The sequence below is a fragment of the Streptomyces sp. NPDC088794 genome (genome assembly GCF_044750545.1).
In the GTDB taxonomy this organism is placed as follows: domain Bacteria; phylum Actinomycetota; class Actinomycetes; order Streptomycetales; family Streptomycetaceae; genus Streptomyces.
This window is the reverse complement of the sequence record NZ_JBIVKB010000012.1, coordinates 330,305-356,700: the sequence shown is the minus strand read 5'-3', so window position 1 is coordinate 356,700 and position 26,396 is coordinate 330,305. Positions and strand designations below refer to the sequence as shown.

Below are 26,396 nucleotides of genomic sequence, written 5' to 3'. Positions count from 1 at the left end.
GGTTCGTTCCTGTCGTCTCATGGTCGCCGTGCCTCGCCCTACGAAGCGGTGGGATACAGGGGCAGCCGTGTGGTCACCTCGAAGCCGCCCTCCAGCCGGTGGCCCGCCTGGAGGGCGCCGCCGACCGAGTGGGCGCGCTCACGCATGCCGATCAGCCCGAAGCCGTGGCCGGGAGCGGGCGTCGCGGGGGCGGTGGAGGTGCCGTCGTCCGTGACGGTGATGGTCAGTTGGTCGCCGCCGTAGTGCAGGCGTACGTGCGCTGCCCGGGCCTCGGCGTGCTTGGCGACGTTGGTCAGCGCCTCCTGCACGATGCGGTACGCCGTCAGGTCCACGCCGGGTGTCAGCGGCCGGGGCGGACCCTCCGTGGTCACTCGGACCGTGAGACCCGTGGAGGCGACCGTGTCCGTCAGTTCGGCGAGTTGCCCGAGGCCGGGGCTCGGGGTGAGAGGCGCGTCCGGGGTGTCCGGCTGGCGCAGTACCCCCACGGTCGCCTTCATCTCGCGCAGCGCCGACGACGTCGTACCGGCGAGGTCGGTGAGGATCTTCCGGACCTGCTCGGGATGCGTGCGCGCCAGATGAGCCGCCGTGCCCGCCTGGGCGTTGGCCAGGGCGAGATGGTGGGCGACGACGTCATGGAGCTCGCGGGCGATGCGCATCCGCTCTTCGGCCACCCGGTGGCGGGCCTCCTCCTCCCGGCTGCGCTCGGCGTACTCGGCGCGGGCCTGGACGGCCTCCAGGTAGGCGCCGCGCATCCGGACCGTGGTGCCGGTGGCGACGGGCAGCAGCAGCCAGGCGGCGGGACCGAGGGTCGTGAGCGGCCAGGGATGGTCGTTCGGGTCGACGGCGACGGCCGAGGCCACCACCACCGAGAGGGTGGCGAAGAAGAAGATCCGGGTGGTGCCGCGGTCGGTCGCGACGGCCAGCCGCAGCAGCGCGAGCATGACCGGCGCCAGCACCAGCGGCGTGAGCAGGTGGCCCAGCGCGCCCGCGCAGGCGGCGCCGAGGGCGGTGACCGTGACGACCGCGCGGGGGTGGGTGCGCTGCCAGAACAGGGCCCCGCAGGAGACGACGGCCAGCGCGATGGTCGCGAGCACCGAGTCGGGCCGGTGCGCGCCGGGCATCTGGATCTCGCTGCCGAAGAGGAAGGCGGCGAACAGGAGCGCCACCGTCATGGTGTCGACGGTGCGGACGTGCTCGTCCGCGTACCGCTGCCAAGGGATGCTCATCGCGTCTCTCCGGTCGGGTGCTGAAAGCCATCGTCGGCCATGTCCGTGAGGAACGGCGGGCGAGGGCCGCCCGTGGCCGGTGGCACGGGCGGCCCTCTCGGGGGGAGGGGAGAGGTCAGACGTGGGCGGACTCCGGGACGGTCGGCTCGGCCGTGGGCGGTGCCGCAGGGCCCTTGCGGGTGAGGGTCTCGCCCTCCACGTCGACCGTGGGCAGCAGCCGGTCCAGCCACTTGGGCAGCCACCAGGCCGCCCGGCCGAGCAGCGCGAGCACCGCCGGCACGAACGCCATCCGGACCACGAACGCGTCGAGCAGGACGGCCGCCGCGAGGCCGAAGCCGATCATCTTGATCATCGACTCACCGGCCCCGATGAAGCCCGAGAACACCGCGATCATGATCAGCGCCGCGGCCACGACGACGCGCGCGCTGTGCCGGAAGCCGGAGGTCACCGCCTGGTCGGGGCGGTCGCCGTGGACGTACGCCTCGCGGATCCGGGCGACGAGGAACACCTCGTAGTCCATGGCCAGACCGAACATGATGCCCACCAGGAAGATCGGCATCATGTTCATGATCGGGCCGGTCTCGTGCGCGCCCAACAGGTCCGCGCCGTAGCCCCATTGGAAGACCGCGACGACCGAACCCAGTGCCGCGAGGACCGACAGGAGGAAGCCGAGGGCCGCCTTGAGGGGGACCAGGACGGACCGGAAGACGACGAGCAGCAGGACGAAGGCCAGGCCCACCACGACCGCCAGGTAGGGGATCAGGGCCGACTGGACCTTCTCGGAGACGTCGATGTTGACCGCGGTGGTGCCGGTGACCTTGAAGGTCGCCCCGGTCGTGGAGTCGATGCCCGGTCGGTCGGCCCGGATGGCGTTGACCAGGTCCTGGGTCTTCCTGTCGCTCGGGCCCGTGGCCGGGACGGCGGAGAACACCGCGGTGTCGCCCGCCTGGTTGAAGCGGGCCGCCGAGACGGACACGACACCCCGCTCGCCGGCAATCTTCTCCGAGATCGTCCGTACGGCGTCCTCGGGATCGTCGGCGCCCCTGGCATCCACGACGATCGTGAACGGCCCGTTGAAGCCGGGACCGAAGCCCTCGGCGAGGTCGTCGTAGGCGCGCCGCTCGGTGGTGGACGTCGACTTGACCTCGTCGCCGGGCATGCCCAGCTGAAGATCCAGCACGGGTACGGCGAGCGCGCCGAGGCCCACCACGCTGAGCAGCAGCACGGTGGCCGGTCGGCGCAGCACGAAGCGGGCCCAGCGGCTGCCGCCGTTGTCCTCGCCCGCCCCCTTGAGACGGCCCCTCCTGCGGGCGGAGCGGGCGAGGACGGCGTTGGGCCACCAGCCGAGCAGCGCGGGGACGAGGGTCAGCGAGATCAGGACCGCGAGGACGACCGCGCCCGCCGCGGCCAGGCCCATCTTGGTGAGCATCGGGATGCCCACCACCGAGAGACCGGCCAGTGCGATGACCACCGTGAGCCCGGCGAACACGACCGCGGATCCGGCCGTGCCCGCGGCGATGCCGGCCGCCTCCTGCGGCGCGTGGCCGCCCGCGCGCTCCTCGCGGTAGCGGGAGACGACGAACATGGCGTAGTCGATGCCCACCGCGAGCCCGAGCATGGTGGCCAGCGTGCCCGTGGTCGAGGACAGCCCGAACGTGCTCGCGAGGGCGAGGATCGAGGCCATGCTGATCCCGACGCCGACCACCGCGGTCAGCAGCGGCAGTCCGGCGGCGGCCAGTGAGCCGAAGGTGATCAGCAGCACCACGGTGGCGATCCCGATGCCGATGGCTTCCGCGGCGCCGCCCGCGGCCGGCTTGCTCGCCAGCGCGGTGCCGCCGACCTCGACGGTCAGCCCCGATTCGCGGGCCCGGTCGATGGCGGTCTCCAGGTGCCGCTTGGCGGTGTCGGTGAGGTCGTCGGCCTTCTCGGTGAAGGAGACCGTCGAGTAGGCGGTGGTGCCGTCCGCGCTCACCGCCTTCGCCCGGAAGGGGTCGACGGCGCCGGAGACCTGCGAGCCGTCGGCCGCCTCGCTCACGAACGCCTCGATCGCCGACCGGTGACCGGCCCCGGTCACCTTCTGCCCGGCGGGCGCCACGAAGACGACCCGGGCGCTCGCGCCGTCGGCCTCGGTGCCGGGGAAGCGCTGCTCCAGCAGATCGAAGGCCTGCTGCGACTCGATGCCGGGCATGGTCTGGTTCTGGTCCTCGGCGGCGGGCGCGGTCACGGCGCCGGCGCCGACACCCACCAGCACCGCCACCCACAACAGGACGGTGAGCAGGCGCCGACGAAATGCCAGTCGGCCCAGTCGGCACAGGAAAGTGGCCATGAAACGGAGGTCTCCCCATCTGGTCTCGGATACCTGACCAGGCTCCCGGGGCGGGGCCGCCGCGTCGTCGTGCGGCTGCCGACAATCGGGCCTACTGAGAACGCAGTACAAGCCTGAGCCCACGTCATACCTGAGTGCGAGGGCAGGTCCGGGACGGTGGAGCCGGGATGGTGGAGCCGGCTCCACCATCGCTTGGGGCACGTACTCCCTCGAAGCGCGGCAGTCGCGACGGAAGGGTTGGTGGCGAACGTACGAACCGTCCACCAGCGGAGGAAAACACCGATGAAGCCCCTGCTCGCGTCGAGGCCCGTGCTCTGGTTCCTCTTCCTGTTCAACCTCGTCGTCGCCGCGGCCGCGCCGTTCGTCGTCGACGGCGCTCAGGGCGTGCTCACGAGCGTGGGCATGGGTGCCGTCTCGCTCGGGGCGGGGGTGAGCCTGCTGCGGACCCGCGGAGAGTCGGCCTGAGGGCCGCGGACCGTGCCCGCGGCCCTCGGAGCGGGTCAGCCCACCGAGGACGCGCTGGCCGACGGTTCCGTGGCCGTGGGGGCCGTGGTCGCCGCGGCGACCGGGCGGCGGGGCGGGATGAACGAGGCCACGGCGAAGGCCAGCAGGGCCGCGCCCGCGCCGATGGCCATGACCGTCTTGAAGCCCGTCTCGGACGGCACGGCGATGCCGCCCAGGCTGATCGTCATGTGGGACAGGACGACGCCGGCGATGGCGCTCGCGGTCGACGTACCGATCGAGCGCATCAGGGTGTTGAGGCTGTTGGCGGCAGCGGTCTCCGACGGGTCCACGGCGCCCATGATCAGCGCGGGCATCGAGCCGTACGTGAAGCCGATGCCGGCGCCGATCACGCAGGACACCAGCACCAGGTGCCAGACCTCGGACATCAGCACGATGTTGAGGCCGTAGCCGGCGGCCACGATCAGCGCGCCGATCATCAGCGTCACCTTGGGGCCCTTGGCCTTGGAGACGGCCGCGGAGACCGGCGCGAAGGCCATCATGACCAGGCCGGACGGGGCCATGACCAGACCGGCGGTCAGCAGCGACCTGCCCAGGCCGTAACCGGTCTGCTCAGGCAACTGCAGGAGCTGCGGAAGCACCAGGGACATCGCGAACATCGAGAAGCCGATGGCTATCGAGGCCAGGTTGGTCACCAGCACCTGGCGCTTGGCGGTGGTGCGCAGGTCCACCAGCGGCGCGGTGGTGCGCAGTTCGTAGAAGCCCCACGCGAACAGCACGACCACGGCGCCCGCCAGCAGGCCGAGCGTGGTGCCGCTGGACCAGCCCCAGTCGGCGCCCTTGGAGATCGCCAGCAGCAGGGACACCAGGCCGGCCGCCATGCCGATACCGCCGACCACGTCGAAGCGGCCGCCCGAACGCACCGCGGACTCCGGCACGAACAGCACGACCAGGACCAGCGCCACCACGCCCATGCCGGCCGAGCTCCAGAACAGCACGTGCCAGTCGAAGTGGTCCGCTATCAGCGCGGCCGTCGGCAGACCGAGCGCGCCGCCCACCCCGAGCGAGGCGCTCATCAGCGCCGTCGCCCCGGCCAGCCGCTCGATCGGCAGCTCGTCCCGCATGATGCTGATGCCCAGCGGGATCACGGCGGCCGACAGGCCCTGGACGGCGCGGCCGATGATCATCGGCACCAGCGACTCGCTGAGCGCGCAGATGAGCGATCCGACGATCAGTACGACGACGCTGATCAGCAGCATGCGGCGCTTGCCGAACATGTCGCCGAGCCGGCCCACCACCGGCGTCGCCACGGCGGCGGCCAACAGCGTCGCGGTCACGGCCCACGCGGTGTCCGACGCGGGCGCGTCCAGCAGCTTGGGCAGCTCCGGGACGATCGGGATGACCAGGGTCTGCATCAGCGCGACGACGATCCCGGCGAAGGCCAGCACCGCCACCACGGCGTTCGGCCGGGGCGCGGCAGAACCCTCCGGGTCCACGGGTAGGGCTGGAGCGTCGGCCATGGGTGTGCCTCCGAAGGGGTCGTGACGGGGGTGGCGCAGAGGTGACGGGGATCGTGCGGCGCCGGGCGGCGAGGCCACAGTTTAAGTCAGGCGCTTGACTTACTCTAACCGCTCCGTTTGCCTGGGCGTGCAGCGACCGCCGGATCGAGGGAGGGCGTATGTACCGAGCCGAGGACCGACAGGCCCTGAGGTATCCGATGCGGGGCAGTACGGCGCTGGAGCCGCCCGCCGAATGGGCCGCGCTGCGGGAGGGATGTCCCGTCGCCCACGTGACCCTGCCCAGCGGGGACCCCGCGACCCTGCTGACCCGCTACGAGGACGTCCGCCGGATGCTCTCCGACGACAGCTTGCGCCGGGTGCTGGACGCGGACGACGCGGCCCGCATCGCCGACGACGAGACGGGCGGGGTGTTCAACAGCGACATGGCCAGGGCCATCCCCGACCACGGCGACGCGCACCGGCGGTGGCGGCGGATGGTGGGTACGTGGTTCACCGACGAGCGCATGGCAGCGCTGCGCCCCGGGATCGAGGCGATGGCCGAGAAGCTCGTCGACGACATGGTCGCGCACGGCCACCCCGCGGACCTGGGGGCCCACCTCGCCTTCCCGCTCCCGGTGTGGGTGATCTGCGACCTGCTCGGCATCCCCGACGCCGACCGCGACCGGTTCGCCCACTGGTCCGACGCGCTGCTCAACCTGACCCGGTACACGCAGGAGGAGGTCGACCGGGCGCAGGACGACTTCGTGGACTACATGGCCGCCCATGTCTGGGCCAAGCGGGCCGCTCCCGGCCCCGATCTGCTCGGGGCGCTCGTCGTCGCCCGGGACTCCGACGGCCGCCGCCTGTCCGAGCGGGAACTGGTGTTCACGGGCCAGGCGCTGCTGCTCGCCGGCCACGAGACCACCGCCAGCATGATCGGCAAGATGGTCGCCCTGCTGCTCGCCGACCGGCGCCGCTGGGAACGGCTGCTCGCCGACCCGTCCCTGGTGCCGCTCGCGGTGGAGGAGGTGCTCCGCTTCGACGCCGATCCCGGGATCGGACTTCCCCGGTACCTGGACGCGGAGACCGTGGTCGCCGGCACCGTCCTGCCGCCCGGCACGACCGTGCTGTGCAGCATGGCCGCCGCCAACCGTGACGAGGCCGCCTTCGACACGCCCGGCGAGCTGACCCTCCACCGCAGCCCCAACCCGCATCTGGCCTTCGGCGCCGGATCCCGTTCCTGTCTGGGGCAGTCCCTGGCCCGCACGGAGCTGCGCACCGTCCTCGACGTGCTGTTGCGTAGGCTTCCGTCGCTGGAACTCGCCGCGCCGCCGGCGGACCTGCGGCGGCTCGAGGGACTGGCCGTCGGTGGGCTGAGCGAAGTCCCGGTGCGGTGGTGAGCTGAGCATGGCCGGCAGGACGGTACGGGCGGAGCAGGTCAACGCGACCCGGGAGCTGATCCTGACCGCCGCCGAGCGGCTGTTCGCCGAGCGCGGCGTGAACGCGGTGTCCAACCGTCAGGTCAGCGAGGCCGCGGGACAGGGCAACAACACCGCTGTCGGCTACCACTTCGGCACCAAGGAGGACCTGGTCCGCGCCATCGTCCGCAAGCACGCGGCGCGGACCGAGGAGATCCGGTCCCGGCTGCTGGCCGGGATCGGCGACGACCCGAGCGTCCGGGACTGGGTCGACTGCCTGGTCCGCCCCATCCCCGAACACCTCGCCGACCTCGGCGGCACGACCTGGTACGCGAGGTTCTGCGCCCAGATCATGACCGACCCGGCACTCCACCAGATCCTGGTCGAGGAGTCCCTCTCCTCCCCGTCCCTGCGACAGATCATCGACGGCCTGAGCGCCTGTCTGCCCGAGCTGCCGCCCGAAGTGCGCGCCGAGCGCGGCGAGATGGCCCGCCACCTGATCATGCACATCCCCGCCGAACGTGAGCGAGCGATCGCCGAGCACACCCCCACCCCCCGTGCCAACTGGCACGACGCGGCCACGGGCCTGGTCGACGCCCTCGTCGGCATGTGGACGGCGCCGGTGGGGCCGACGCGGTGACGGCTGCCGCCGGCTGACGGGCGGGGCGCGATGGCTGGCGCTCGACTGCTGACAGCCGACGCCTGACACTCGACCGTTGACGGCTGCCGCCTGACGGCCGAGGCCCGATGGCTGACGCCCGATGGCTGGCGCGTGAGGCCTGACTGCTGAGGCCCGAGGCCCGACGGTTGGGGACCGTCAGCTTAGGTCTGACGGCTGGCCGGCGGCCGATGCCCGAGGCCCCACGCCCGACCGCTCTAGCCCCACGACTTTCGGATTGCGCCTCAGTCCGAAGCGCCGACCGCCTTAAGCACCGCCTCCGCCATGCCCCGCTCCCCCCGCTCGTTGGGATGGACCGGCGCTGCGGACGCCCGTGGGACCAGCGGCTCGATCCAACGGGCGTTCCGCGCCGCACAGGCGTCGCGTCCCACGGACGGGGTGTACGTGTCGACGTAGTGCGCGTCCGCCGCCTCGGCCCGCTTGCGGAGCATCGCGTTGAGCTCCTGCTGCTTCTCGTGCAGGTAGGTCACGTCGCCGGGAGCGAGGCCCATCGCGCGGGCGCAGCCGGAGGTCCTGGCCGGCAGGATCGCCGGGTAGCCGACGACGTAGACGCGGGCTTCGGGCGCCCGGCGCTCGATCTCGCCCAGCGTGCGCGCCAGTTGGCGGCCGGCCGCGTCGATCTTCTCCCGCACCCTGTCGGTGTCGTCGGAGACGTACCGGCTGCGGCACGGGGCGTCCCCGCCCGCGAACTCGCCGCCGCCCATGGCGAAGTAGAGGATGCCCCGCGTCACGCACTGCTCGACCGTCGAGGCGAACCCGATGTCGTTCCCGCCGATGCCGAGGGTGACCAGGCGGGTCCGGGCGGAAAGGGCCGAGAGCTGGGCCCGGTTGGTGCCGTCGTCGGTGGTCTGCGCCGCCGTGAGGTCGGAGAGGGTCGCGCCGGTGCAGCTGACGTCCTTGAACTGGGCCGCGGGCAGGGCGAGTCGGCGGGCCACCAGCGTCGGGTAATTGCGGTCGGAGCGGTCGCAGCCGGCGGGCACACCGTGCTGGTCCGGGATCTTCGGACCGGCGGTGTAGGAGTCGCCCAGCGCGACGTACGGCCCCTTCGGCGGAGACGGATCGCCGTCGTCGCGGTGGGCGAGGCCGACCACTGCGGCCAGCGTCCCGAGGGCGAGCACCCCGGCCAGCCCGGCTCGTACGGAGTTCTTCATCGGCATGTCCCGTCGTGCGTCTCGGATGTCCCGTGAAGGTGCGGCGCGTCCGCGTGCGGACGGCGCCGAACCGTCGCTCGGCCGGGGGAGGGCGGCTGGGACAGCCGAGCAGCGAGCGGGGAAGTACCGCGTCCATGGGCCCGGCGCGGGCCGGGGAGACCTGCGCCGGGTCCGAGACCGCGCCGTGCCCCGCATGCGGGGTGGGGCTGGGCGCGCGGGGCCGTCTCCGCTCGGACGGCCCCTGTCCGACAGGGACATGGTCCCGTATGACGGATCGGTTTGATTGCGTCAGGCAAGCACAGGTAGATTACTTGAGTCAAGCAATGGATGGGATTTACTTGAGTTAGGCAAGCAGAAGGGTAGGGTGAACTCCATGCCTCCCTCGTCGCCCGACGGCGCAACCAGCGAGAAACCGGCCCTCGCTCGCGGATCCGGGCAGCACGTCCTGATCGTCGCCGGCGAGCCGTCGCTCGCCGAACTCCTGTCGACGACGCTGGAGTTGGCGGGATACCGGATCAGTCTGGTCGCCACCGGGACCGAGGCCATGGCGCGGGCCACCGAGTACCGCTACGACCTCGTGGTCCTCGACGCCACCCTCCCGGACGTGCCGAGCCTCGCCCGGGTGCGCCGCCCGCCGGTCAGCCACCGCCCGCCCGTGCTCATCCTGACCGCCTACGACTCCCTCGAACAGCTCCTGCCCGAGCTGGGTCTCGGCGCGAAGGACTACGTCACCAAGCCCTTCCGGGTGGCCGAAGTCCTGGCCCGGATCCAGATGTTGCTGCGCGGCACGGCCCCCGGCGCGCACCGGGGGAACCTGCTCACCTACGGCGACCTGGCCCTGGACGACGTCCGATGCCAGGCGCGGCGCGGCACGCGGGAGCTGGACCTCACGCCCGCCGAGTACCGGCTGCTGCGCCATCTCCTGGTCAACGCGCACCGCGTGCTGTCCAAGGAGCAGATCGGCCGGTACGTCTGGGGCGACTTCCGCGGCGACAACGCGATCGAGCAGCTCGTCTCCCGGCTGCGCCGCAAGGTGGACCGGGACGGCCCGACACTGATCCGCACCCGCAGGGGCTTCGGCTACTGGCTCGGGAAGCCCGACGCGGAGGCCTGAGTCGCCGGATAGCAAACGCCGGCTGGCCGTCGGACGGAGTCGCGGCGGTGTTCGTGGCGGGTGGTGCCGTGGTCGTGCAGGGGCGTGTGCGGGGTTCGCCTCAGTTCCGTGGGTATCTTTTCAACTCCCTTACTGCGCAGGCATTTTGACGTGTCCATGCGCGCCTCGCCCGTCATCTCCGATTGCCCCAATCGGCCATGTGATCCAGGCCACGTCAGCTCCCTGTCAGGCAACTGACCGGAAGTCGTCAGCCCGCTCTGTTTGCATGTGCTCATCGAGGCCTCGACTACTTCACCCCGGCGCTCCGCCCCGACCGGAGCCCCCCACCACCGAGGAGAACCATGGCCGACACCTTGGCCGGACCCGTGCCCGAAGTGCCGGACGCCGTCCCCGAGTTCCCGATGCCCCGTTCGAGCCGCTGTCCTTTCGACCCGCCGCCCGGGCTCAAGGACCTCCAGGCGGAGACACCGCTCACGAAGGTGCGGCTGTGGGACGGCAGCGAGCCGTGGCTCGTGACCCGCTACGCCGAACAGCGAGCGATCCTGGGCGACTCCCGGGTCAGCGCGGACACCGACGAACCCGGCTACCCCACCAAGGCCTCGCCCGAGGCGGGCGAAGGCAAGCTCAGCTTCATCATGATGGACGACCCCGAACACGCCCGGCTGCGCCGGATGGTGACGGCGCCGTTCGCCATCAAGCGCGTGGAGGCGCTGCGGCCCGCCGTGCAGCGGATCGTGGACGACCTCATCGACGACATGCTGGCCGGCCCCGGGCCGGTCGACCTCGTCGAGGCGTTCGCCCTGCCGATCCCCTCGCTGGTGATCTGCGAACTGCTCGGCGTGCCCTACGAGGACCACGCCTTCTTCCAGGACCACACCAAGACGATGGTCCACCGCGACGCCTCTCCCGAGGAGCGGGGACGTGCGAGCAGGGAGGTGGCCATGTACCTCGCCGGTGTCATCGGGCAGCGGCTCGCCGAGCCCAAGGACGACCTGCTGTCGAGCATCGCCGGGCGGATCGAGGCCGGCGAGATCGACCACCAGCAGGCCACGGAAATGGCGCTGCTCCTGCTGATCGCAGGGCACGAGACCACCGCCAACATGATCGCCCTGGGCACCCTCGCCCTCCTGCAGAACCCCGACCAACTCGCCCTGCTGCGCGAGACCGACGACCCGAAACTCGTCGCCTCCGCCGTCGAGGAACTGCTGCGCTACCTGCACATCACGCACCTGGGCAGGCGCCGCGCGGTCACCGCGGACATCGAGATCGCGGGCCAGGTCATCAAGGCCGGCGAAGGCGTCATCATGGTCAACGAGATCGGCAACCGGGACCCCGACGTGTTCCCCGACCCCGACCGCCTCGACATCACCCGCGACGCGCGCCGCCATGTCGCCTTCGGCTTCGGCAACCACCAGTGCCTGGGTCAGCCGCTGGCCCGGATGGAACTCCAGGTCGTCTACGGCACCCTCTACCGGCGCATCCCCACGCTGAAGTTGGCGGGAGTCCTGGAGGACGTCCGTTTCAAGGAGGACGCGTTCATCTACGGCGTCCACGAACTGCCCGTCGCCTGGTGACCGTTGCCCCTCCCGTAGACCGCGGTGACGGTGTGCCCGTCCCGCAGACCCACAAGAACCACGTGTGATGAAGGGGAACTCCATGAAGGTGGAACTCGAAGCCGACAAATGCGTCGCCTCGGGCCAGTGCGTGGTCGCCGCGATGGACGTGTTCGACCAGGACGACGACGGGATCGCGATTCTGCTGGAGGAGACGCCCGCGCCCGAACTCCTCGACGACGTCCGGGAAGCCGTGGCGGTCTGCCCGGCCGCGGCGATCCGTCTGGTGGAGCGGTGACCCTGAACCGGATCGTCGTCGTCGGTGCCTCGGCCGCCGGACTCGCGGCGGCCGAGACGTTGCGCCGCGAGGGCTACGACGGCACCCTCACCCTCGTGGGCGACGAACCGCTCGCCCCGTACGACCGCCCGCCGCTCTCCAAGCAGGTGCTGTCCGCCGAGTGGGAACCCGAGCGGCTCATCCTGCGGCCCGCCGCCGACCTGGCGGCGCTCGACCTCGACCTGCGCCTCGGCGTGGCGGCGACCGGTCTCGAACTCACCGACCGGGTCGTGCGGTTGGCGGACGGTGCCCAACTGCCGTACGACGGGCTGGTCCTGGCCACCGGTGTACGGCCGCGTCGGCTTCCGGGCGAGGGCGCGCACGTGCTGCGCACCCTGGACGACGCCCTGACGCTGCGGGAGCAACTCCGTTTCGGAGTACGGCTGGTGATCGTCGGCGCCGGCTTCCTCGGTGCGGAGGCCGCCGCCGTGGCCCGGCGGCTCGGCGCGCACGTGACCCTCCTCGAACCGGCCCCCGTGCCGCTGGCGCACGCCGTCGGAACGCGGGTCGGCGAACTGCTCACCCGCGCGCACGTCGACCGGGGCGTGGACCTGCGCTGCGGGGTGCGCGTCAGCGAGGTGACCGAGGACGGGGTGCGGCTCGCGAACGGTGAGATCGTCGAGGCCGACGAGGTCCTCGTCGCCGTCGGCTCCCGGCCCAACACCGAGTGGCTGGAGAGCAGCGGCCTGCCGCTGGGCGACGGTGTCGTCTGCGACGAGTACTGCGAGGTGGCCCGGAACGTGTACGCGGCCGGGGACGTCGCCCGCTGGTACAACCCCCTGTTCGGCACCTCGATGCGGATCGAGCACCGCACCAACGCCGCCGAACAGGGCATGGCCGCCGCCCGCAACCTGCTCCGCGAGGACGCCCGCAAGCCCTTCGCCCCGGTGCCGTACTTCTGGTCCGACCAGTACGACATGAAGATCCAGGCGTACGGCCATCTGCGCGGCCACGACGAAGTCGCCGTGGTGGAGGGCGAATTGGCCGAGCGCCGGTTCGTCGCCGTGTACCGCACCGGCGAGCGGGTGGCCGGCGTGCTCTCGGTCGGGATGCCGCCCAAGGTCATCCGGCAGTGGCGGCAGGCGATCGCGACGGGGACGGCCTGGGAAGAGGCGGTGCGCGTGGCGGCCGCGGTGGGCGAGGGCTGAGCCGAGGGGGAGCGGTGGCCCGCGCGGCAGATTACTTGAGTTACGCAACAAGATGGTAAAGTGGATCGCATGCCCACACCACCGCTCCCCGAAGTCCCCGACACACCCGCGTCGGAGGAAGTGGTCGAGATCGAGCGCGCGCTCACCCGCATCACTTACCTGAGCACCCGGTCCCGGCAGCACGAGCGCCTGATGGCCCTGGCCGGCGTCCCGCTGGACCGCGCCGCCGTGGCGCTCCTGCGGCAGGTCGCCGACTCGGAGCCGCTGCGCCCCGGGGAGCTGGCCAACCGGCTCGGGGTGGAGGCGTCCCATGTCACCCGCACCGTGCAGCAGCTGCAGAAGTCCGGTTACGTCGACCGGGTCCCCGACCCGGTCGACCGCCGCGCCCAGCGCATCGAGCTCACCGAGAAGGGGCAGCAGGCCATAGACCGCGTCCGGGACGCAGGTTCGCGCGGTATGCAGCTGGCCCTGGCCGACTGGTCGCCGGAGGAGCTGCGCCAGCTGGCCACGCTCTTCCACCGTATGGTCGACGACTTCCTCGCCTACGCCGTCGACGAGGACACGGACGAGCCCGCCGTCGCCCAGGCCTGACCCTCACACCTGCGTGGCGGACCGGCGCGGCGCCGCGGGCGCGGGCGTCGGGGGAGTCGGCTCGCGCAGGCCCGCCAGCAGGAGCCCGCCCAGCGCGGGCAGCACGATCAGGGGGAGCAGTGCCGTCTGCAGGGACGTGGCGTCGGCGAGTGCCCCGATGCCCGGCGTGGCGAGGCCTCCGACGCTCACGGTGAGACCCAGCGTCACTCCGCTCGCGGTGCCCACGCGCCGCGGCAGATAGTCCTGGCCGAGCGTGACATGCAGCGAGAAGGGGACGTACAGGCCCGCCGAGGCGAGCGCGACGAACAGGAAGACCGCCGGGCCCGGCACCAGGACCACCCCGGCGACGGCGACGACGGTCGCCACGTACGACCGCCGGACCACCGAGACCCGCCCGTACCGGTCGGCGAGCCGGCCCCCGGCCACCGTCCCCAGCGCACCGCCCCCGTAGAGGACGAACAGCGCGGCCGTGCCGGCCGGTTCGCCGCCGCCGGTCCGCTGACGGACGTAGAGCGAGATGAACGCGCTCAGGCCGACGAAGACGATCGAGCGGCAGACGATCGCACCCGTCAGCCGCAGGAACGACGGCCAGTCGTCGGTGCCGGACGCCTTCGTCCTACGGGCGGTTCCGGCCTCGTCGCGCGACGAGCGCACCGCCGCCGCGCACAGGGCCGCCCCCACGACCGCCGGGACGACCAGCAGGGGAGAGGTACGCAGGCCTCCGGTGGCCACGACGGCCGCCACGAGCAGGGGCGCCGCCGCGAAACCGACATTGCCGCCCAGCGAGAACCAGCCCATCCCCGTGTTGCCGCTCCCGGAGACCGCGCGGGCCGCCCGTGCCGCCTCCGGGTGATAGGCGGCGACGCCGATCCCGGACACGGCGACCGCCGCCAGGGTGAGCGCGTAGGAGTCGCCGACCCCGCACAGGGCGACGCCGGTGCCGCCGGTCAGGGCGCTGAGCGGGAGCAGCCACGGCATGGGCCAGCGGTCGGTGAGCGCGCCGAACAGCGGCTGGACCACCGACGACAGGAGGGAGGCGGCCAGGACGATCCCGGAGGTGGCGGCATAGGAGTAGGCGCGTTCCGACACGAAGAACGGCACGAGCGCGGCGACGGCCCCCTGGTAGACGTCGACGCAGGAGTGACCGAGGGTCAGCAGGGTGAGGGGGCGGTTCCGGTTTGTGGGCACCCTTCGATCGTCCCGACGTTGCGGTGTGGCTTACTTCCGATAATCTGCCTGATTGTGTCGAACACCCGCCAAGACTCCCGACAGGGTCCCCGTGCGGACCTCCCGCTACCCGTGCACCACCTGCCGAAGGCGCCCACGCACGCCCGCAGCCTGGCCGCCGGCGAGATCATCGACGCCCACCGGCACGACGAGCACCAGATCGTCTACGCGGGGTCGGGCGTCCTGGCCGTCACCACCGATGCCGGCACCTGGTTCGCCCCGGGGACCCGCGCCCTCTGGGTCCCGGCGGGCACCGTGCACGCGCACCGCGCCCACGGGCACCTCGACCTGCACCTGGTCGGACTGCCCGCCGACGACAACCCGCTCGGACTCGACGCCCCGAGCGTGCTCGCCGTCAGCCCGCTGCTGCGCGAACTGATCCTCGCCTACACCCGCGACCCCGACGCCCACACCCTGGAACGGCACCGTCTGCTCGCCGTCCTGCGCGACCAGCTCCGGGCCTCACCGCAGCAGCCGATGCGGCTGCCCACCCCGAGCGATCCGCGGCTGGCCGCCGTGTGCGAGACCGTCCACGCGAACCCGGCCGACCCCCGCACCCTCGCCGCGCTCGGCGCCGCGACCGGAGCCGGCGAACGCACCCTCAGCCGGCTGTTCCGCCGCGAGTTCGGCATGACCTTCCCGCAGTGGCGCACCCAGTCCCGGCTCTACCACGCCCTGCGCATGCTGGCCGACGACATCCCCGTCACCACCGTCGCCCACCGCTGCGGCTGGTCCTCCACCAGCGCCTTCATCGACGTCTTCCACCGCTCCTTCGGCTACACCCCCGGCACTCACAACCGCCGCGGCTAGGTACCGCCGACACCGCTCCTCTTACCCTCCGGTAACATCGCCCGGCAGGACTCCAGAGGAGGAACCGTGCCCCGGTCCCCACGCTCGCCCCTGCTGCTCGCCGGCCTGATGGCCGCCGCAGGCGTCACCCACTTCGTCACGCCGCGCCCCTACGACATGATCGTCCCGAAGTCCCTTCCGGGCACGCCCAGAACATGGACGTACGCCAGCGGCGCGGTCGAACTCGCCCTCGCCGCAGGCCTATTGGCGCCGCGCACCCGTAGGACCGCGGCGCTCGCCACCGCCGCGCTCTTCGTCGGCGTGTTCCCGGCGAACGTGAAGATGGCCGTGGACTGGCGGCACCGCCCCGCTCCGCTCAAGGCGGCGGCGATCGGGCGACTGCCGCTCCAGGTGCCCCTCGTACTATGGGCGCGCAGTGTGGCCAAGAACGCGGAGGGACAATCGTGAGCGACCGCCTGAACGTCGGTGACAAGATCGAGGACTTCGAGCTGCCGGACGAGACGGGCACGCCACGGACCCTGTCCGACCTGCTCGCCGACGGACCGATCGTGCTCTTCTTCTACCCGGCCGCCCTCTCCGCGGGCTGCACCGCGGAGGCCTGCCACTTCCGGGATCTGGCAGCCGAGTTCGCGGCCGTCGGCGCACGGCCCGTGGGGATCAGCGGGGACTCGGTCGAACGCCAGCAGGAGTTCGCGGGCAAGCACACCCTCGGCATGCCGCTGCTGTCCGACGTGGACGGGACGATCCGGGAGCTGTTCGGTGTGAAGCGCGGCTTCACCATGGTGCCGACCAAGCGGGCCACGTTCGTCATCGCCCAGGACCGTACGGTCCTTGAGATCGTGCGCAGCGAACTGCGGATGAACACCCACGCCGACCGGGCCCTCGCCGCCCTGCGCGCGCACAAGGCGTGACGTCGCCGAAACGGAGGGCCTCGCCGGTCCTCCGTTTCGGTTGTACCGGTGGGACAAAGCAACCATCCTGAGGGATATGGAGCACGCGTCCGCGGCTGCGGCGATCGTCGATGCCCGGGGCATCGTCACGGGGTGGAGCGAGGGTGCCCGGTTGCTGACGGGGTACCCCGCCGAGGAAGCCGTGGGGCGGCCGGCGCGGGAGCTGCTCGCCGAGGAGCCCGCGCCCGAGGCCGTGGCCGCGTTGAACGGGACGGTCGTGCTCCGGCATCGGGACGGCTCGCCGGTGCGGATCGCGCTCAGCGCCTGCGCCGTGCTCGGCGCGGACGGCGCACCGGGCGGTCATGTGATCACGGCCCGGTCCCCGGCGCCCGCGACTCTGGCCGACCGGGCCTTCGAGCAGGCGTCCATGTCGATGTCCGTCTTCGACACCCGCCAGCGCTATCTGCGGCTCAACGGCATCGCCTGCCAGGTCATGGGCGTATCGGAGGAGGCACTGCTCGGCCGGCACTTCCCCGAGACCGTCGAGGACGCCGAGCACAGCCAGGGATTCCTGAGCCATCTGCGCGAAGTGGCCGAGACCGGCAGACCGGTCCGCTACGAGAGCTACACCGGCGAGCCGTCCGGCAACCGCGAGCACTCCTGGAACATCGAGATGTCGCCCGTACGGGAGCCGTCGGGAGAGCTGACGGCGGTCGCCCTCGCGGCCTTCGACAGCAGCGAGCAGTACCGGGCCCGGCAGCGGCTGGCCCTGCTGAACGAGGCGGCCACCTCCATCGGCACCACCCTGGACGTGGTGCGCACCGCCGAGGAACTGGTGGAACTCCTCGTGCCCCGGTACGCCGACTTCGCGAGCGTCGATCTGCTCGACTGGGTCCTCGGGGCGGACGAACCCCCCGAGGTGCCCGAGGGCGAGGTCGTGCTGCGCCGGGTCGCCCACGGCTCGGTCACCGAGGGCACGCCCGAGGCCGTCGTGCACCTGGGCGAGGCGGACGTCCATCCCGCCGCCTCGCCGCCCGTGCGGGCGCTGCGGGAGGGGCGGGCGGTGATCAGCCAGGCGGGCGAGCCGGAGTTCGTGGGCTGGGTCGCCCAGCGCAACGCGCAGGAACCCGCCGGACGGCGCTACCGCGAAGGCGTCCACTCCATGCTTGCGGTGCCCCTGCGCGCCCGCGGCACCACGCTGGGCGTCGCCGTCGGCGTCCGCATCGGCCATCCCGACGACTACGTCGCCGACGACGGCGTCCTGGCCGAGGAACTAGCCAGCCGGGCCGCCGTCTGCGTCGACAACGCCCGGCGCTTCGCCCGCGAACGCACCATCGCGCTGGCCCTCCAGCACAGCCTGCTGCCCAGGGGCCTGCCCGGACAGGCGGCCGTCGAGGTGGCCCACCGCTATCTGCCCTCCGGATCCCTGGCCGGCATCGGCGGCGACTGGTTCGACGTGATCCCGCTGTCCGGCAGCCGGGTCGCCCTGGTCGTCGGCGACGTGGTCGGCCACGGCATCGCCTCCTCCGCCACCATGGGCCGCCTGTGCACGGCCGTGCGCACCCTCGCCGACGTGGACCTCCCGCCCGACGAACTGCTGACCCACCTCGACGACCTGGTCACCCACCTGGGCTCGGACGAGGCGGGCGACGAGGTCGCCGAACTCGGCGCCACCTGTCTCTACGCCGTCTACGACCCGGTATCGCGCCGTCTCACCCTCGCCGCCGCCGGCCATCCACCGCCCGCGGTCCTACTGCCCGACGGCACCGCGCACCTCGTGGAGATGACCGCGGGACCGCCGCTCGGCGTCGGCGGTCTGCCCTTCGAGTCGGTCGAACTGGAGCTGCCCGAGGGCTCCGTCGTCGCCCTCTACACGGACGGTCTGATCGAGGACCGCGACCGGGACGTCGACCACGCCACCGCCGAACTGTGCCGCGCGCTCAGCGCCCGCACCGACACTCTCGACACCCTCTGCGACACCGTCCTGAAGGCCGTTCTGCCGGAGGAACCCGGCGACGACGTGGCCCTCCTCGTCGCCCGCACCCGCGCCTTGGGCGCGGACCGGATCGCCACCTGGGACATCGAACCGGACCCCGCCCAGGTCGCCGCCGCCCGGCAGGCCGCCACCGAACAGCTGACGGCCTGGGGTCTGGACGAGGCTGCCTTCGTCACCGAACTCGTCGTCAGCGAACTGGTCACCAACGCGATCCGGTACGGCACAGCGCCCGTCCAACTCCGTCTGATCCGCGACCGCACCCTCATCTGCGAGGTTTCCGACGGCAGTTCCACCTCGCCGCACCTGCGCCGGGCGCACGCCTTCGACGAGGGTGGGCGCGGACTGCTGCTGGTCGCCCAGCTCACCCAGCGCTGGGGCAGCCGGCAGACGGGCAGCGGCAAGACGATCTGGGCCGAACAGCCGCTGCCCGACTGATCGTTGACCGATTGGTCATCGGCCGACCAGGTCATCGGCCGACCTGATCACTCGAACGAGCAGCCCGGGTTCGGCACGTCCTCCGAGAACGGCGCGCCGTGCGGCAGGACGTAGAGCACGTCCAGCACCAGCGGCTTGGTGCCCTCGTTACGGCCGATGTGCACATCGCTCGGGCCGCCCGGCTCACGGACGGTGGTGCCCTTGCGGTACACGCCGTCCTGGGCGCAGTCCGAGTGGTAGTGCGTGAGCGTGCCCTGCTGCACGAAGCCGTAGACCGGGCCGTCGTGGTAGTGCCAGCCGGTGGCCTGACCTGGCGGAACGGTGATCTCCCGCAGGACGTAGTCGGTGTCCCCGACGGTGGTCTGGCTGATCAGCCGTGCGGTCACCCCAGGGCCCGGCGGGGTGGCGCCTGCGGAGCCGCAGGTCAGGACAGTGCCGGAGACGACCGCCCCGACGACGGCGGTACGGAGCGCGTTGCGCATGCGGAGACCTTCCAGGACGAGGGACGAAGATCGGGTACCGCCGTGAACATAGGGGCCCGGAACGGCGGTTGGGGCCCGAATGATCGAAGTCGGCGTGGAATCGGCGGTACCGCCCTCGCGGTTCAGAACTCCTCGTGCACCTCGGGATCCCCGCCCAGCCGCCGGTGGGCGCGGTCGGCAATGGCGTGCAACTGGGCCTCGCCCAGGGTGAACCCGAAGATGTCGAGGTTCTCGCGCTGCCGCTCGGGGTTGGCCGACTTCGGGATCGGGACCGCGCCCAACTGCGTGTGCCAGCGCAGGACCACCTGGCCGGGCGTCACGCCGAAGGCCTCGGCGACGGTGATGACGACCGGGTCCTCGAGCAGGCTCGAACCGCGGCCGAGCGGGCTCCAGCTCTCGGTGACGATGCCCTTGGCGGTGCCGAACGCGCGCAGCTCCTCCTGCGGGAGGAACGGGTGCAGCTCGATCTGGTTCACGGACGGCAGGACCCCGGTCTCCTTCTCCAGCCGCTCGACGTGCTGCGGCGTGAAGTTGGAGACGCCGATCGAGCGGACCAGACCGTCCTCGCGGAGCTTGATCATGGCGCGCCAGGAGTCGACGTACTTGTCGACGCGGGGCAGCGGCCAGTGGATCAGATACAGGTCCACGTACTCCAGGCCGAGGCGCCGACGGGACTCCTCGAAGGACGTGAGCGTCTCCTCGTACCCATGGTGGCGGCCCGGCAGTTTCGTCGTCACCACCACCTCCTCGCGGGGGATTCCGCTGCGGGAGACACCGAGGCCCACTCCGGACTCGTTGCGGTAGTTGGTGGCCGTGTCGACCAGGCGGTAGCCCAGGCCGAGGGCCTCGGAGACGGCGCGTTCCGCCTCGGCGTCGCTCATCGGCCAGGTACCGAGGCCGACGGCGGGGAGCGTGGTGCCGTCGTTGAGCGTGTGCGTCGGGATGCTGATCACCGTGGGGCCTTTCCTCGACTGTGTCGTACCTCCACCCTTACGGATGTCCCACGCGGCGATCAACCGGACGGCACCGTCGCCACGCGCGGCAAAGGCTGACACGATCTTCCTGGGACTCCTCCTGGGGCTCTCCCCGGGAGCCGACGGACGACCATCGGAGCACGTATGACATCAGGGCGGGACATGGCGGGTCAGGCCGCGAAGATAGGAGCCGCGAGGGCCGGGGCCCCGGGGATCGAAGCCGCCGAGGCCAGAGCTGCGGAGAGCAGGACCTCAGGGACCGGAGCTTCCGGAGTCGCGGAGATCGGGGCCGCCGGGATCGAGGTGCGTCCGGTCGCCGGGCACATCGGTGCCGAGATCGGCGGTGTCGATCTGGCCGGTGATCTCGACGACGCCGTGGTCGCCGCGATCCGGGCGGCGGTGCTGCGCTGGAAGGTGGTGTTCTTCCGGGGGCAGCGGCTGGACCACGTGGGGCACGTCGCGTTCGCGCGGCGCTTCGGGGAGCCCGTGGTGCTGGGCAAGCGCGGGAGCGCCTCGCCGCCGGACTTTCCCGAGGTGGAGACGACCGCCGACCGGCTGGAACTGGGCGGGAAGTTCGGGATGGAGCACGACGAGTGGCTGCAACGCCGCCGGCACACACTGCTGCGCGGCTGGCACTGCGACCACGGCGCCCGCGTCGACCCGCCGGCGGCGACGATCCTGCGCGCCGAGACCGTACCGCCCTACGGGGGCGACACGACCTGGTCGAACCTGGCCGCCGCGTACGCCGGACTCTCCGGCCCCGTACGGGAGTTCGTGGCCGGACTGCGGGCCGAGCACCGGCTGGGCGTCGGTTACCAGCCGAGGCCCGGTGACGACTCGTACGTACGTCATCTGCTGGACCATCAGGTCGCCTCCGTGCACCCGTTGGTGCGGGTCCACCCGGAGACGGGGGAGCGGGTGCTCTTCGTCAACGGCTACTACCTGGAGCAGATCGCCGACATCTCCCGGCCGGAGAGTGCCGCGATCCTCGACATGCTGCTCGAGCAGGCGACCCGGCCCGAGTACACGGTCCGGTTCCGCTGGGAGCCGGGCAGCGTGGCCTTCTGGGACAACCGGGCCACCATCCACCTCGCCCCCAGCGACAACGCGCACCTCGGCCACCCCCGGATCATGCACCGGGTGATGCTCACCGGTGACGTGCCCGTCGGCGTGGACGGCAGGCCGTCCCAGGCGGTGGTGGGCACGGAGCCCGGCCGCTGGTGAGGCGACGGCGAGCGGGGTGGGTCGCCGGCCGATCGGTCACCCGGCGGGCCGCCAGCCCAGCGCCGGGCCCAGCTTCGTCGCCATGTCGGTCAGGATCTGCACGTAGTCCTCGTGCTCGAAGGTGAACGGCAGCGCGAACGCGACCTCGTCGACCTCGCGGAACGCGACGTGCGCGTGGAGCCGTTCGGCGATCTCCTCGGAGGTGCCGACGATGTCCGGCGCGAACAGCAGCCGCGCCGGCCCCTGCGGTGACGTGGTGCGCGGGGTGCGCCTGGCCACGAACTCCTCGTATTTCGCGCGCTGTTCGGGCGAGGCGGAGTCGGTGGGGATGACGACGAGGCCGTGCGAGACGCGGGCCGCGTCGCCGTCCGGGTGGTGGGCGCGGAAGGCGCGGATGAGGGAGAGCTGGATCTCGGCGAAGTCCCAAGGCCCCTGCTCCGCTTCGGCCTTGACGACGCTGCTCGTCAGGAAGTTCATCCCGTTCTCGCCGGCCCACTGCGCCGAGCCCAGGCTCCCGCCGCCGTACCAGAGGCGCCGGCCGAGGCCGGGGGAGTGCGGCTGCACCCGGTCCGAGAACACCTCGAAGCCCTCGACGCCGCCGGAGTCGGTGGCCGGCTCGCCACGGACGAAGTCCACGAACCTGCGCACCCGCTCGTAGCTGAAGTCCTCGACGTCGGCCGTGTCCGGGTAGAGCGCCTCCTTGACCCGGTCGAAGTGCATCGGCGGGCCGACGCTCACGCCCGGGTTGACGCGCCCGCCGGACAGGATGTCGACCGTCGCCAGATCCTCCGCGAGCCGCAGCGGGTTCTCCCAGCCGAGCGGGGTGACCGCCGTGCCCAGCTCGATCCGGCTGGTGCGCTGCGAGGCGGCCGCCATGATCGCGACGGGGGAGGAGATGCCGTACTGGAGGTGCCGGTGGCGCAGCCACGCGCTGTCGAAGCCGAGGCGTTCGCCCAGTTCGATGATCTCCAGCGTGGACTCGTGGCCCTTGCGCGGATCGGCCTCGTCGAACAAGCCGATGGTCAGGAAGCCCAGCTTGCGCAAGGGGCGTGAGGTCGGCGGCACGGGCTCCTCCGTCGTTCTTCGATCATGTCCGGACGGCAGTGCCAACCGGATCGTCCTGTGAAGTGTTCCCGCTGTTCCCGCCCGGCGCCCGGCGAACCGTGCCTGAAAGGATCACGTCGAGACCTCTCCGCGAAAGGGCACGCATGCCGGCCGACTTCATCGACCTCGTCACCGACGCCGAACTCCCGGACGACCGGCTGCTCCTGGGCATCCGGCACTTCGACGAGCCCTTCCTGCTGACCGTCTCCCTCTCCCAGGGGCTCGGCTCCAGCGAGCTGTGGCTGGACCGGGGCCGGGCGGGCAAGGCGAGACTCGTGGAGTTCCGGCGGACCGGCGACCGGGTGCTGTTCGTCGTCCGTAACAAGCACTTCCTGACCTCGGGCGACGCGGCCGCCGTGCGCGCGGGCCGGGAGTCCTTCGCGCTGTCCGTGGTGTGGAGCGGTCCGGTGCTGCGCGAGGAGAACGGCGCGGCCGTCGTGGACGCGACCGGCCTCGTCCTCGCCGACCACGATCGGATCGCCGAGCACCTGCACGAGAAGGAGCAGGGGGAGTACGCCGTCGACGAGTCGCTGAGCCTCCCGCTCGTCGCCGACAGCCGCACCGGCCCCACCGGCATCCGGCTGCCGGCGCTCCTCACGCTCCGCGGTCCCGGCCGCGGATACGCGATCCGTGCGGTCTCCGCCGACCCGCGTGCCGTGACGGTCGTGCAGCAGCTCAACCTGATCCGGCTGCCCGCCGACCCGATGCCGGTACGCCGCTTCCACCCCGCCTCCGGCGGCTACGGCGTCGGATACGCCGACCACGGCCGCGTCGGACTGGCCGACACGCAGGTCAAGGTCCAGCCCCGGTTCCGCGTCGGCCCGGGCACCGCCCCCATCGTGTTCCAGGTCGACCCGGCCGTCCCCGAGCCCCTCCGGTCGGCCGTGATCGAAGGCGGCAACTGGTGGCGGGACGCGTTCGCGGCGATCGGCCTGCCCGACGCCTACCGCGTCGAGGAGGGCGGCGACGGCTTCGACCCGTACGAGCCGGGTGTCAACGGCGTGGTGTGGGTGCACCGGGCCGGTCGCGGCTGGTCCCTCGGTCAGGGGCTGACCGACCCGCGCACCGGCGAGATCCTGCACGCCCGGGTACGGCTCGGCTCCCAGCGCGTCGAGCAGGTCCGCGCCCTCGGCGAAGCCCTGCTCGCCCCCTACGGCCGCCCCGACGAGGCCGAACGCCTCGCCGCCGTCGAGGAGTTGGTCCTGGCCCGACTGCGCCACCTCGCCGCGCACGAGATCGGCCACGCCCTCGGGTTCATGCACAACTTCGCCAGTACGACCCACCCGAAGCCGTCGGTCATGGACTACCCGCACGCCGGTGTCCGCGTCGGCGACGACGGCCGCGTCGACCTGTCCGCTGCCTACTCGACCGGGCTGGGTCCGTGGGACCACTTCCTGGTCGCCCACGCCTACGGGCAGTTCGCGGGCGAGGATGCGGACGAGGGTGTCGAACTGGCCCGGCTGCGGCGCGAGTCCGCGGAGTTGGCCTACGTCTCCGACGACGACGGCCAAGGACCGCACGTCGCCCATGCCGACGGCGTGCCCTGGGTGACGGCCGACCATCCGCTCCAGGCCCTGGAGACGATGACGCGCGTCCGCCGCGTGGCGCTCGACGGGTTCTCACGCGGGGTGCTGCCGCCCGAGCGGCAGACCGGTGAACTGGAGGAGCGGTTCGCGCTGTTGTACCTCCTGCACCGGCACGAAGTGGCCGCGGTGGCGCGACTGGTCGGGGGAGTACGGTACGCGTACGGCCTCGCGGGGGACGGGACTGCCGCGAGCCGGGGCACAGAGGTGGTCGAGGCCGCCACTCAGCAACGGGCGCTCGCCAAGCTGGCCTCGCTCCTGCGCGCCGAGCAACTCGCGCTGCCCGACACCGTGTTGGACACCCTCACCCCGCCCGCCATCCGCTACGGGCGCACCGACCAGTACCTCGACACGGGCGCGGGGCGGATCTTCGACCCCCTCGGAGCGGTCGGCGTCGCCGTCACCCTGGTCACCGAACAGCTCCTGGAACCGGCCCGGTTGAACCGCCTCGCCTGGCAGCACGCCACCGACCCCGGCGTGCCGGGCGTCACCGACCTGGTCGACGCGCTGCTCGCCACCACCTGGCGCCGGAGCGATCCGGTCCCGACGGAACCGCGCGGCGGAGAGGCGGTGCAGCGCACGGCCGGCTGGACGCTCCTCAACCACCTGCTGACCGTGGTCCGGGACGGTGCCTCGCACGCCATCGCCCAGACGGAACTGCGCGCCGCCCTGCGTCGGTTCGCTGAGGAGGCGGGCCGACGGGACGACGACGGTGGGCGTGAGGCCGCCGACCTGATCGGCCGTTTCCTGTCCGACCCCGGCTCGGTCCGGCTCGATCCGCTGCCGCGGGTGCCGCCCGGTGCGCCGAACTGATTTTGCCGGGTGGGTGGCCGCCGACAGGCTGCTGGGTTCGGCGGCCTACCACTCCTGGGCGCGCGGCGGGGCCGGGCGGGGCGCCTGCTGCGGGGGACCGTAGGGTCCCTGCGCCGGGTTGGCGGGCGGTGGTGCCTGCCGACGTGCGGTTGTCGGCGCGGGTTTGGGCTCGGACGTGGTCCGGAGCGGTCGCGGGGGCCGTTCCGCGCCGGCGCCGGTGGAACGTCCGGAGCCGGACTCCGTGGGACGTCCGGAGCCTGCCCCGGGAGGTTCCGGGGGACGTCCGGTCGAGGCCCGGGACGGATCCCGGCGCCGTCCTCCGGCGGCGGTGGCCGCGGAGATGTCCCGAGACTGCCAGGACGGGGAAGCCGGCCCGTCCGGGCGAGGTCGTGCCGCAGCGGCGGACCGGTCGAGGAAGGTGCCGCGGGAGCGCGTACCGGGTCCGACGGCAGGGTCACCCGCTTCGGACGTCTCCGTGGCGGGGCGTCGGGGCGAGGCGGACGGGCCCCGGTTCCACTCGCCGTCGCCGAGGACCAGCAGCGGGTCGAACATGACCACCACGCCGGCCAGCAGCAGGAAGACCGCTGGTCCCAGGAGCATCGGGAGCAGCAGCGAGGTGGGCGAGTCGCCCGAGTAGGAGCCGTTCCCGGCGTTGTGCACATGCACGGCCACGGCGGCCATGCCCGTGTAGTGCATGCCGGACACCGCGACGCCCATGATCAGGCTGGCTCCGAGGCTCGTCAGGAAGCCCCTGATGGAGACGGCGGCCCAGAGCGCGGCGGTCGCGGCGACGATCGCGATCAGCACTGACAGCCCGACCGTGACCACGTCGTACTGGATGTCCCCGTTGAGCTGCATGGCCGCCATGCCGAGGTAGTGCATCGCGGCGACCCCGAGCCCGGTGATGACACCGGCGACCGCCAGTGTCATCCGGCCGGCGCCCAGATAGCCGACGATGAACACGCCGATGGCGACCACGACGATCGCCACGCCCAGGCTCAGTACGGTCAGCCCCACGTTGTAGCGGATCCCGGTCTCCTCGACCTGGAAGCCGAGCATCGCGATGAAGTGCATGGTCCAGATGCCGCAGCCGATGGACGCGGCGCCGAGCGCCAGCCAACCGGGCTTCCAGGACTCCTCGTTGAGCAGGGAGCGGACGATGCACCGCAGCCCCAGCGCCCCACCCAGACAGGCCATCAAATAGGCCGCCACCGGGGTCACCGCACCATAGCGGAACCCGTCGATCGTGCCGTTCATGCGCCAACTCCCCCCAGAGCAAAGGCACCTTGTTGGTGAAGAGTTACGGTCACGGCCCGTTAAAGCAAGCCCTTCCTCGCAGTTCGCTGTGAACTCG

General features: G+C 72.1%; 22 protein-coding genes and 1 pseudogene. 14 read left to right on the top strand and 9 right to left on the bottom strand.

The genetic code is table 11. The features are described 5' to 3' along the window. Positions 1 to 38: 38 nt before the first annotated feature. Positions 39 to 1,226 carry a sensor histidine kinase gene (locus ACIP6U_RS31370; protein WP_401724762.1) on the bottom strand — a complete coding sequence of 396 codons (1,188 nt, stop codon included), beginning with the start codon at positions 1,224 to 1,226 and terminating at the stop codon, positions 39 to 41. 115 nt (positions 1,227 to 1,341) lie between these two features. Then, positions 1,342 to 3,552, bottom strand: a complete 2,211-nt coding sequence (locus ACIP6U_RS31365; protein ID WP_401724759.1) for an MMPL family transporter — start codon at positions 3,550 to 3,552, stop codon at positions 1,342 to 1,344. Between the two features lie 282 nt (positions 3,553 to 3,834). On the opposite strand from ACIP6U_RS31365, the gene ACIP6U_RS31360 reads away from it, so the two are divergent. Beyond that, positions 3,835 to 4,017 (top strand): hypothetical protein, encoded by a 183-nt coding sequence (locus ACIP6U_RS31360; protein WP_401724756.1) that lies wholly within the window; start codon positions 3,835 to 3,837, stop codon positions 4,015 to 4,017. 35 nt (positions 4,018 to 4,052) lie between these two features. Here ACIP6U_RS31360 and ACIP6U_RS31355 read toward each other — a convergent pair whose 3' ends face one another. After that, a complete protein-coding gene (locus ACIP6U_RS31355) occupies positions 4,053 to 5,534 on the bottom strand; it encodes an MFS transporter (protein WP_401724753.1) in 1,482 nt (493 codons plus the stop codon). 158 nt (positions 5,535 to 5,692) lie between these two features. On the opposite strand from ACIP6U_RS31355, the gene ACIP6U_RS31350 reads away from it, so the two are divergent. Together ACIP6U_RS31350 and ACIP6U_RS31345 are read left to right on the top strand one after the other, a co-directional pair. Further along, positions 5,693 to 6,913: a cytochrome P450 gene (locus ACIP6U_RS31350; RefSeq protein ID WP_401724750.1), complete on the top strand. Its 1,221-nt coding sequence runs from the start codon at positions 5,693 to 5,695 to the stop codon at positions 6,911 to 6,913. Positions 6,914 to 6,920: 7 nt separating this feature from the next. Next, a complete protein-coding gene (locus tag ACIP6U_RS31345) occupies positions 6,921 to 7,571 on the top strand; it encodes a TetR/AcrR family transcriptional regulator (RefSeq protein WP_401724748.1) in 651 nt (216 codons plus the stop codon). 263 nt (positions 7,572 to 7,834) lie between these two features. Here ACIP6U_RS31345 and ACIP6U_RS31340 read toward each other — a convergent pair whose 3' ends face one another. After that, positions 7,835 to 8,761, bottom strand: coding sequence for an SGNH/GDSL hydrolase family protein (locus ACIP6U_RS31340; protein WP_401724745.1), 927 nt, complete (start codon positions 8,759 to 8,761; stop codon positions 7,835 to 7,837). 373 nt (positions 8,762 to 9,134) lie between these two features. Here ACIP6U_RS31340 and ACIP6U_RS31335 point away from each other — a divergent pair, with 373 nt between their 5' ends. From ACIP6U_RS31335 to ACIP6U_RS31315, 5 genes are all read left to right on the top strand, one after another. After that, positions 9,135 to 9,875, top strand: a complete 741-nt coding sequence (locus ACIP6U_RS31335) for a response regulator transcription factor (protein WP_401724742.1) — start codon at positions 9,135 to 9,137, stop codon at positions 9,873 to 9,875. Between the two features lie 341 nt (positions 9,876 to 10,216). Next, positions 10,217 to 11,449: a cytochrome P450 gene (locus ACIP6U_RS31330; protein ID WP_401724739.1), complete on the top strand. Its 1,233-nt coding sequence runs from the start codon at positions 10,217 to 10,219 to the stop codon at positions 11,447 to 11,449. Positions 11,450 to 11,531: 82 nt separating this feature from the next. Then, a complete protein-coding gene (locus ACIP6U_RS31325; RefSeq protein ID WP_280881220.1) occupies positions 11,532 to 11,726 on the top strand; it encodes a ferredoxin in 195 nt (64 codons plus the stop codon). Positions 11,727 to 11,728: 2 nt separating this feature from the next. After that, on the top strand, positions 11,729 to 12,913 hold the full coding sequence (locus ACIP6U_RS31320) for an NAD(P)/FAD-dependent oxidoreductase (protein ID WP_401724829.1): 1,185 nt from the start codon (positions 11,729 to 11,731) through the stop codon (positions 12,911 to 12,913). A gap of 69 nt (positions 12,914 to 12,982) precedes the next feature. Next, on the top strand, positions 12,983 to 13,504 hold the full coding sequence (locus ACIP6U_RS31315) for a MarR family winged helix-turn-helix transcriptional regulator (RefSeq protein WP_401724735.1): 522 nt from the start codon (positions 12,983 to 12,985) through the stop codon (positions 13,502 to 13,504). Between the two features lie 3 nt (positions 13,505 to 13,507). On the opposite strand, the gene ACIP6U_RS31310 is transcribed toward ACIP6U_RS31315, so the two are convergent. Then, a complete protein-coding gene (locus ACIP6U_RS31310) occupies positions 13,508 to 14,692 on the bottom strand; it encodes an MFS transporter (protein WP_401724732.1) in 1,185 nt (394 codons plus the stop codon). 111 nt (positions 14,693 to 14,803) lie between these two features. Between ACIP6U_RS31310 and ACIP6U_RS31305 the strand changes: the two genes are divergently transcribed. The 4 genes from ACIP6U_RS31305 (at position 14,804) to ACIP6U_RS31290 (ending at position 18,862) form a co-directional block, all read left to right on the top strand. Next, positions 14,804 to 15,541: an AraC family transcriptional regulator gene (locus tag ACIP6U_RS31305; protein WP_401724729.1), complete on the top strand. Its 738-nt coding sequence runs from the start codon at positions 14,804 to 14,806 to the stop codon at positions 15,539 to 15,541. A gap of 66 nt (positions 15,542 to 15,607) precedes the next feature. Next, a complete protein-coding gene (locus ACIP6U_RS31300; protein ID WP_401724727.1) occupies positions 15,608 to 15,988 on the top strand; it encodes a DoxX family protein in 381 nt (126 codons plus the stop codon). Beyond that, positions 15,985 to 16,452, top strand: a complete 468-nt coding sequence (locus ACIP6U_RS31295) for a peroxiredoxin (RefSeq protein ID WP_401724724.1) — start codon at positions 15,985 to 15,987, stop codon at positions 16,450 to 16,452. The genes ACIP6U_RS31300 and ACIP6U_RS31295 overlap by 4 nt, the downstream gene beginning before the upstream one ends. A gap of 76 nt (positions 16,453 to 16,528) precedes the next feature. After that, entirely contained in the window at positions 16,529 to 18,862 is a 2,334-nt protein-coding gene (locus ACIP6U_RS31290) for a SpoIIE family protein phosphatase (RefSeq protein WP_401724721.1), read from the top strand. A gap of 47 nt (positions 18,863 to 18,909) precedes the next feature. Here ACIP6U_RS31290 and ACIP6U_RS31285 read toward each other — a convergent pair whose 3' ends face one another. Both ACIP6U_RS31285 and ACIP6U_RS31280 read right to left on the bottom strand, forming a co-directional pair. Then, the gene (locus ACIP6U_RS31285; protein WP_401724718.1) at positions 18,910 to 19,344 is read right to left on the bottom strand and encodes a cupin domain-containing protein; all 435 of its coding nucleotides are present in this window, start codon (positions 19,342 to 19,344) and stop codon (positions 18,910 to 18,912) included. Positions 19,345 to 19,466: 122 nt separating this feature from the next. Beyond that, complete coding sequence (locus tag ACIP6U_RS31280; RefSeq protein WP_401724715.1) at positions 19,467 to 20,297, bottom strand: aldo/keto reductase; 831 nt, start codon at positions 20,295 to 20,297, stop codon at positions 19,467 to 19,469. A gap of 165 nt (positions 20,298 to 20,462) precedes the next feature. Here ACIP6U_RS31280 and ACIP6U_RS31275 point away from each other — a divergent pair, with 165 nt between their 5' ends. Further along, complete coding sequence (locus ACIP6U_RS31275; protein WP_401724713.1) at positions 20,463 to 21,542, top strand: TauD/TfdA dioxygenase family protein; 1,080 nt, start codon at positions 20,463 to 20,465, stop codon at positions 21,540 to 21,542. A gap of 36 nt (positions 21,543 to 21,578) precedes the next feature. Here ACIP6U_RS31275 and ACIP6U_RS31270 read toward each other — a convergent pair whose 3' ends face one another. After that, on the bottom strand, positions 21,579 to 22,607 hold the full coding sequence (locus ACIP6U_RS31270; RefSeq protein ID WP_401724710.1) for an LLM class flavin-dependent oxidoreductase: 1,029 nt from the start codon (positions 22,605 to 22,607) through the stop codon (positions 21,579 to 21,581). Between the two features lie 143 nt (positions 22,608 to 22,750). Here ACIP6U_RS31270 and ACIP6U_RS31265 point away from each other — a divergent pair, with 143 nt between their 5' ends. Continuing rightward, complete coding sequence (locus tag ACIP6U_RS31265) at positions 22,751 to 25,042, top strand: zinc-dependent metalloprotease (protein WP_401724707.1); 2,292 nt, start codon at positions 22,751 to 22,753, stop codon at positions 25,040 to 25,042. A gap of 462 nt (positions 25,043 to 25,504) precedes the next feature. Here ACIP6U_RS31265 and ACIP6U_RS31260 read toward each other — a convergent pair. Continuing rightward, positions 25,505 to 26,299, bottom strand: a pseudogene (locus ACIP6U_RS31260) (MHYT domain-containing protein); the annotation flags it as partial. Positions 26,300 to 26,396: the final 97 nt, after the last annotated feature.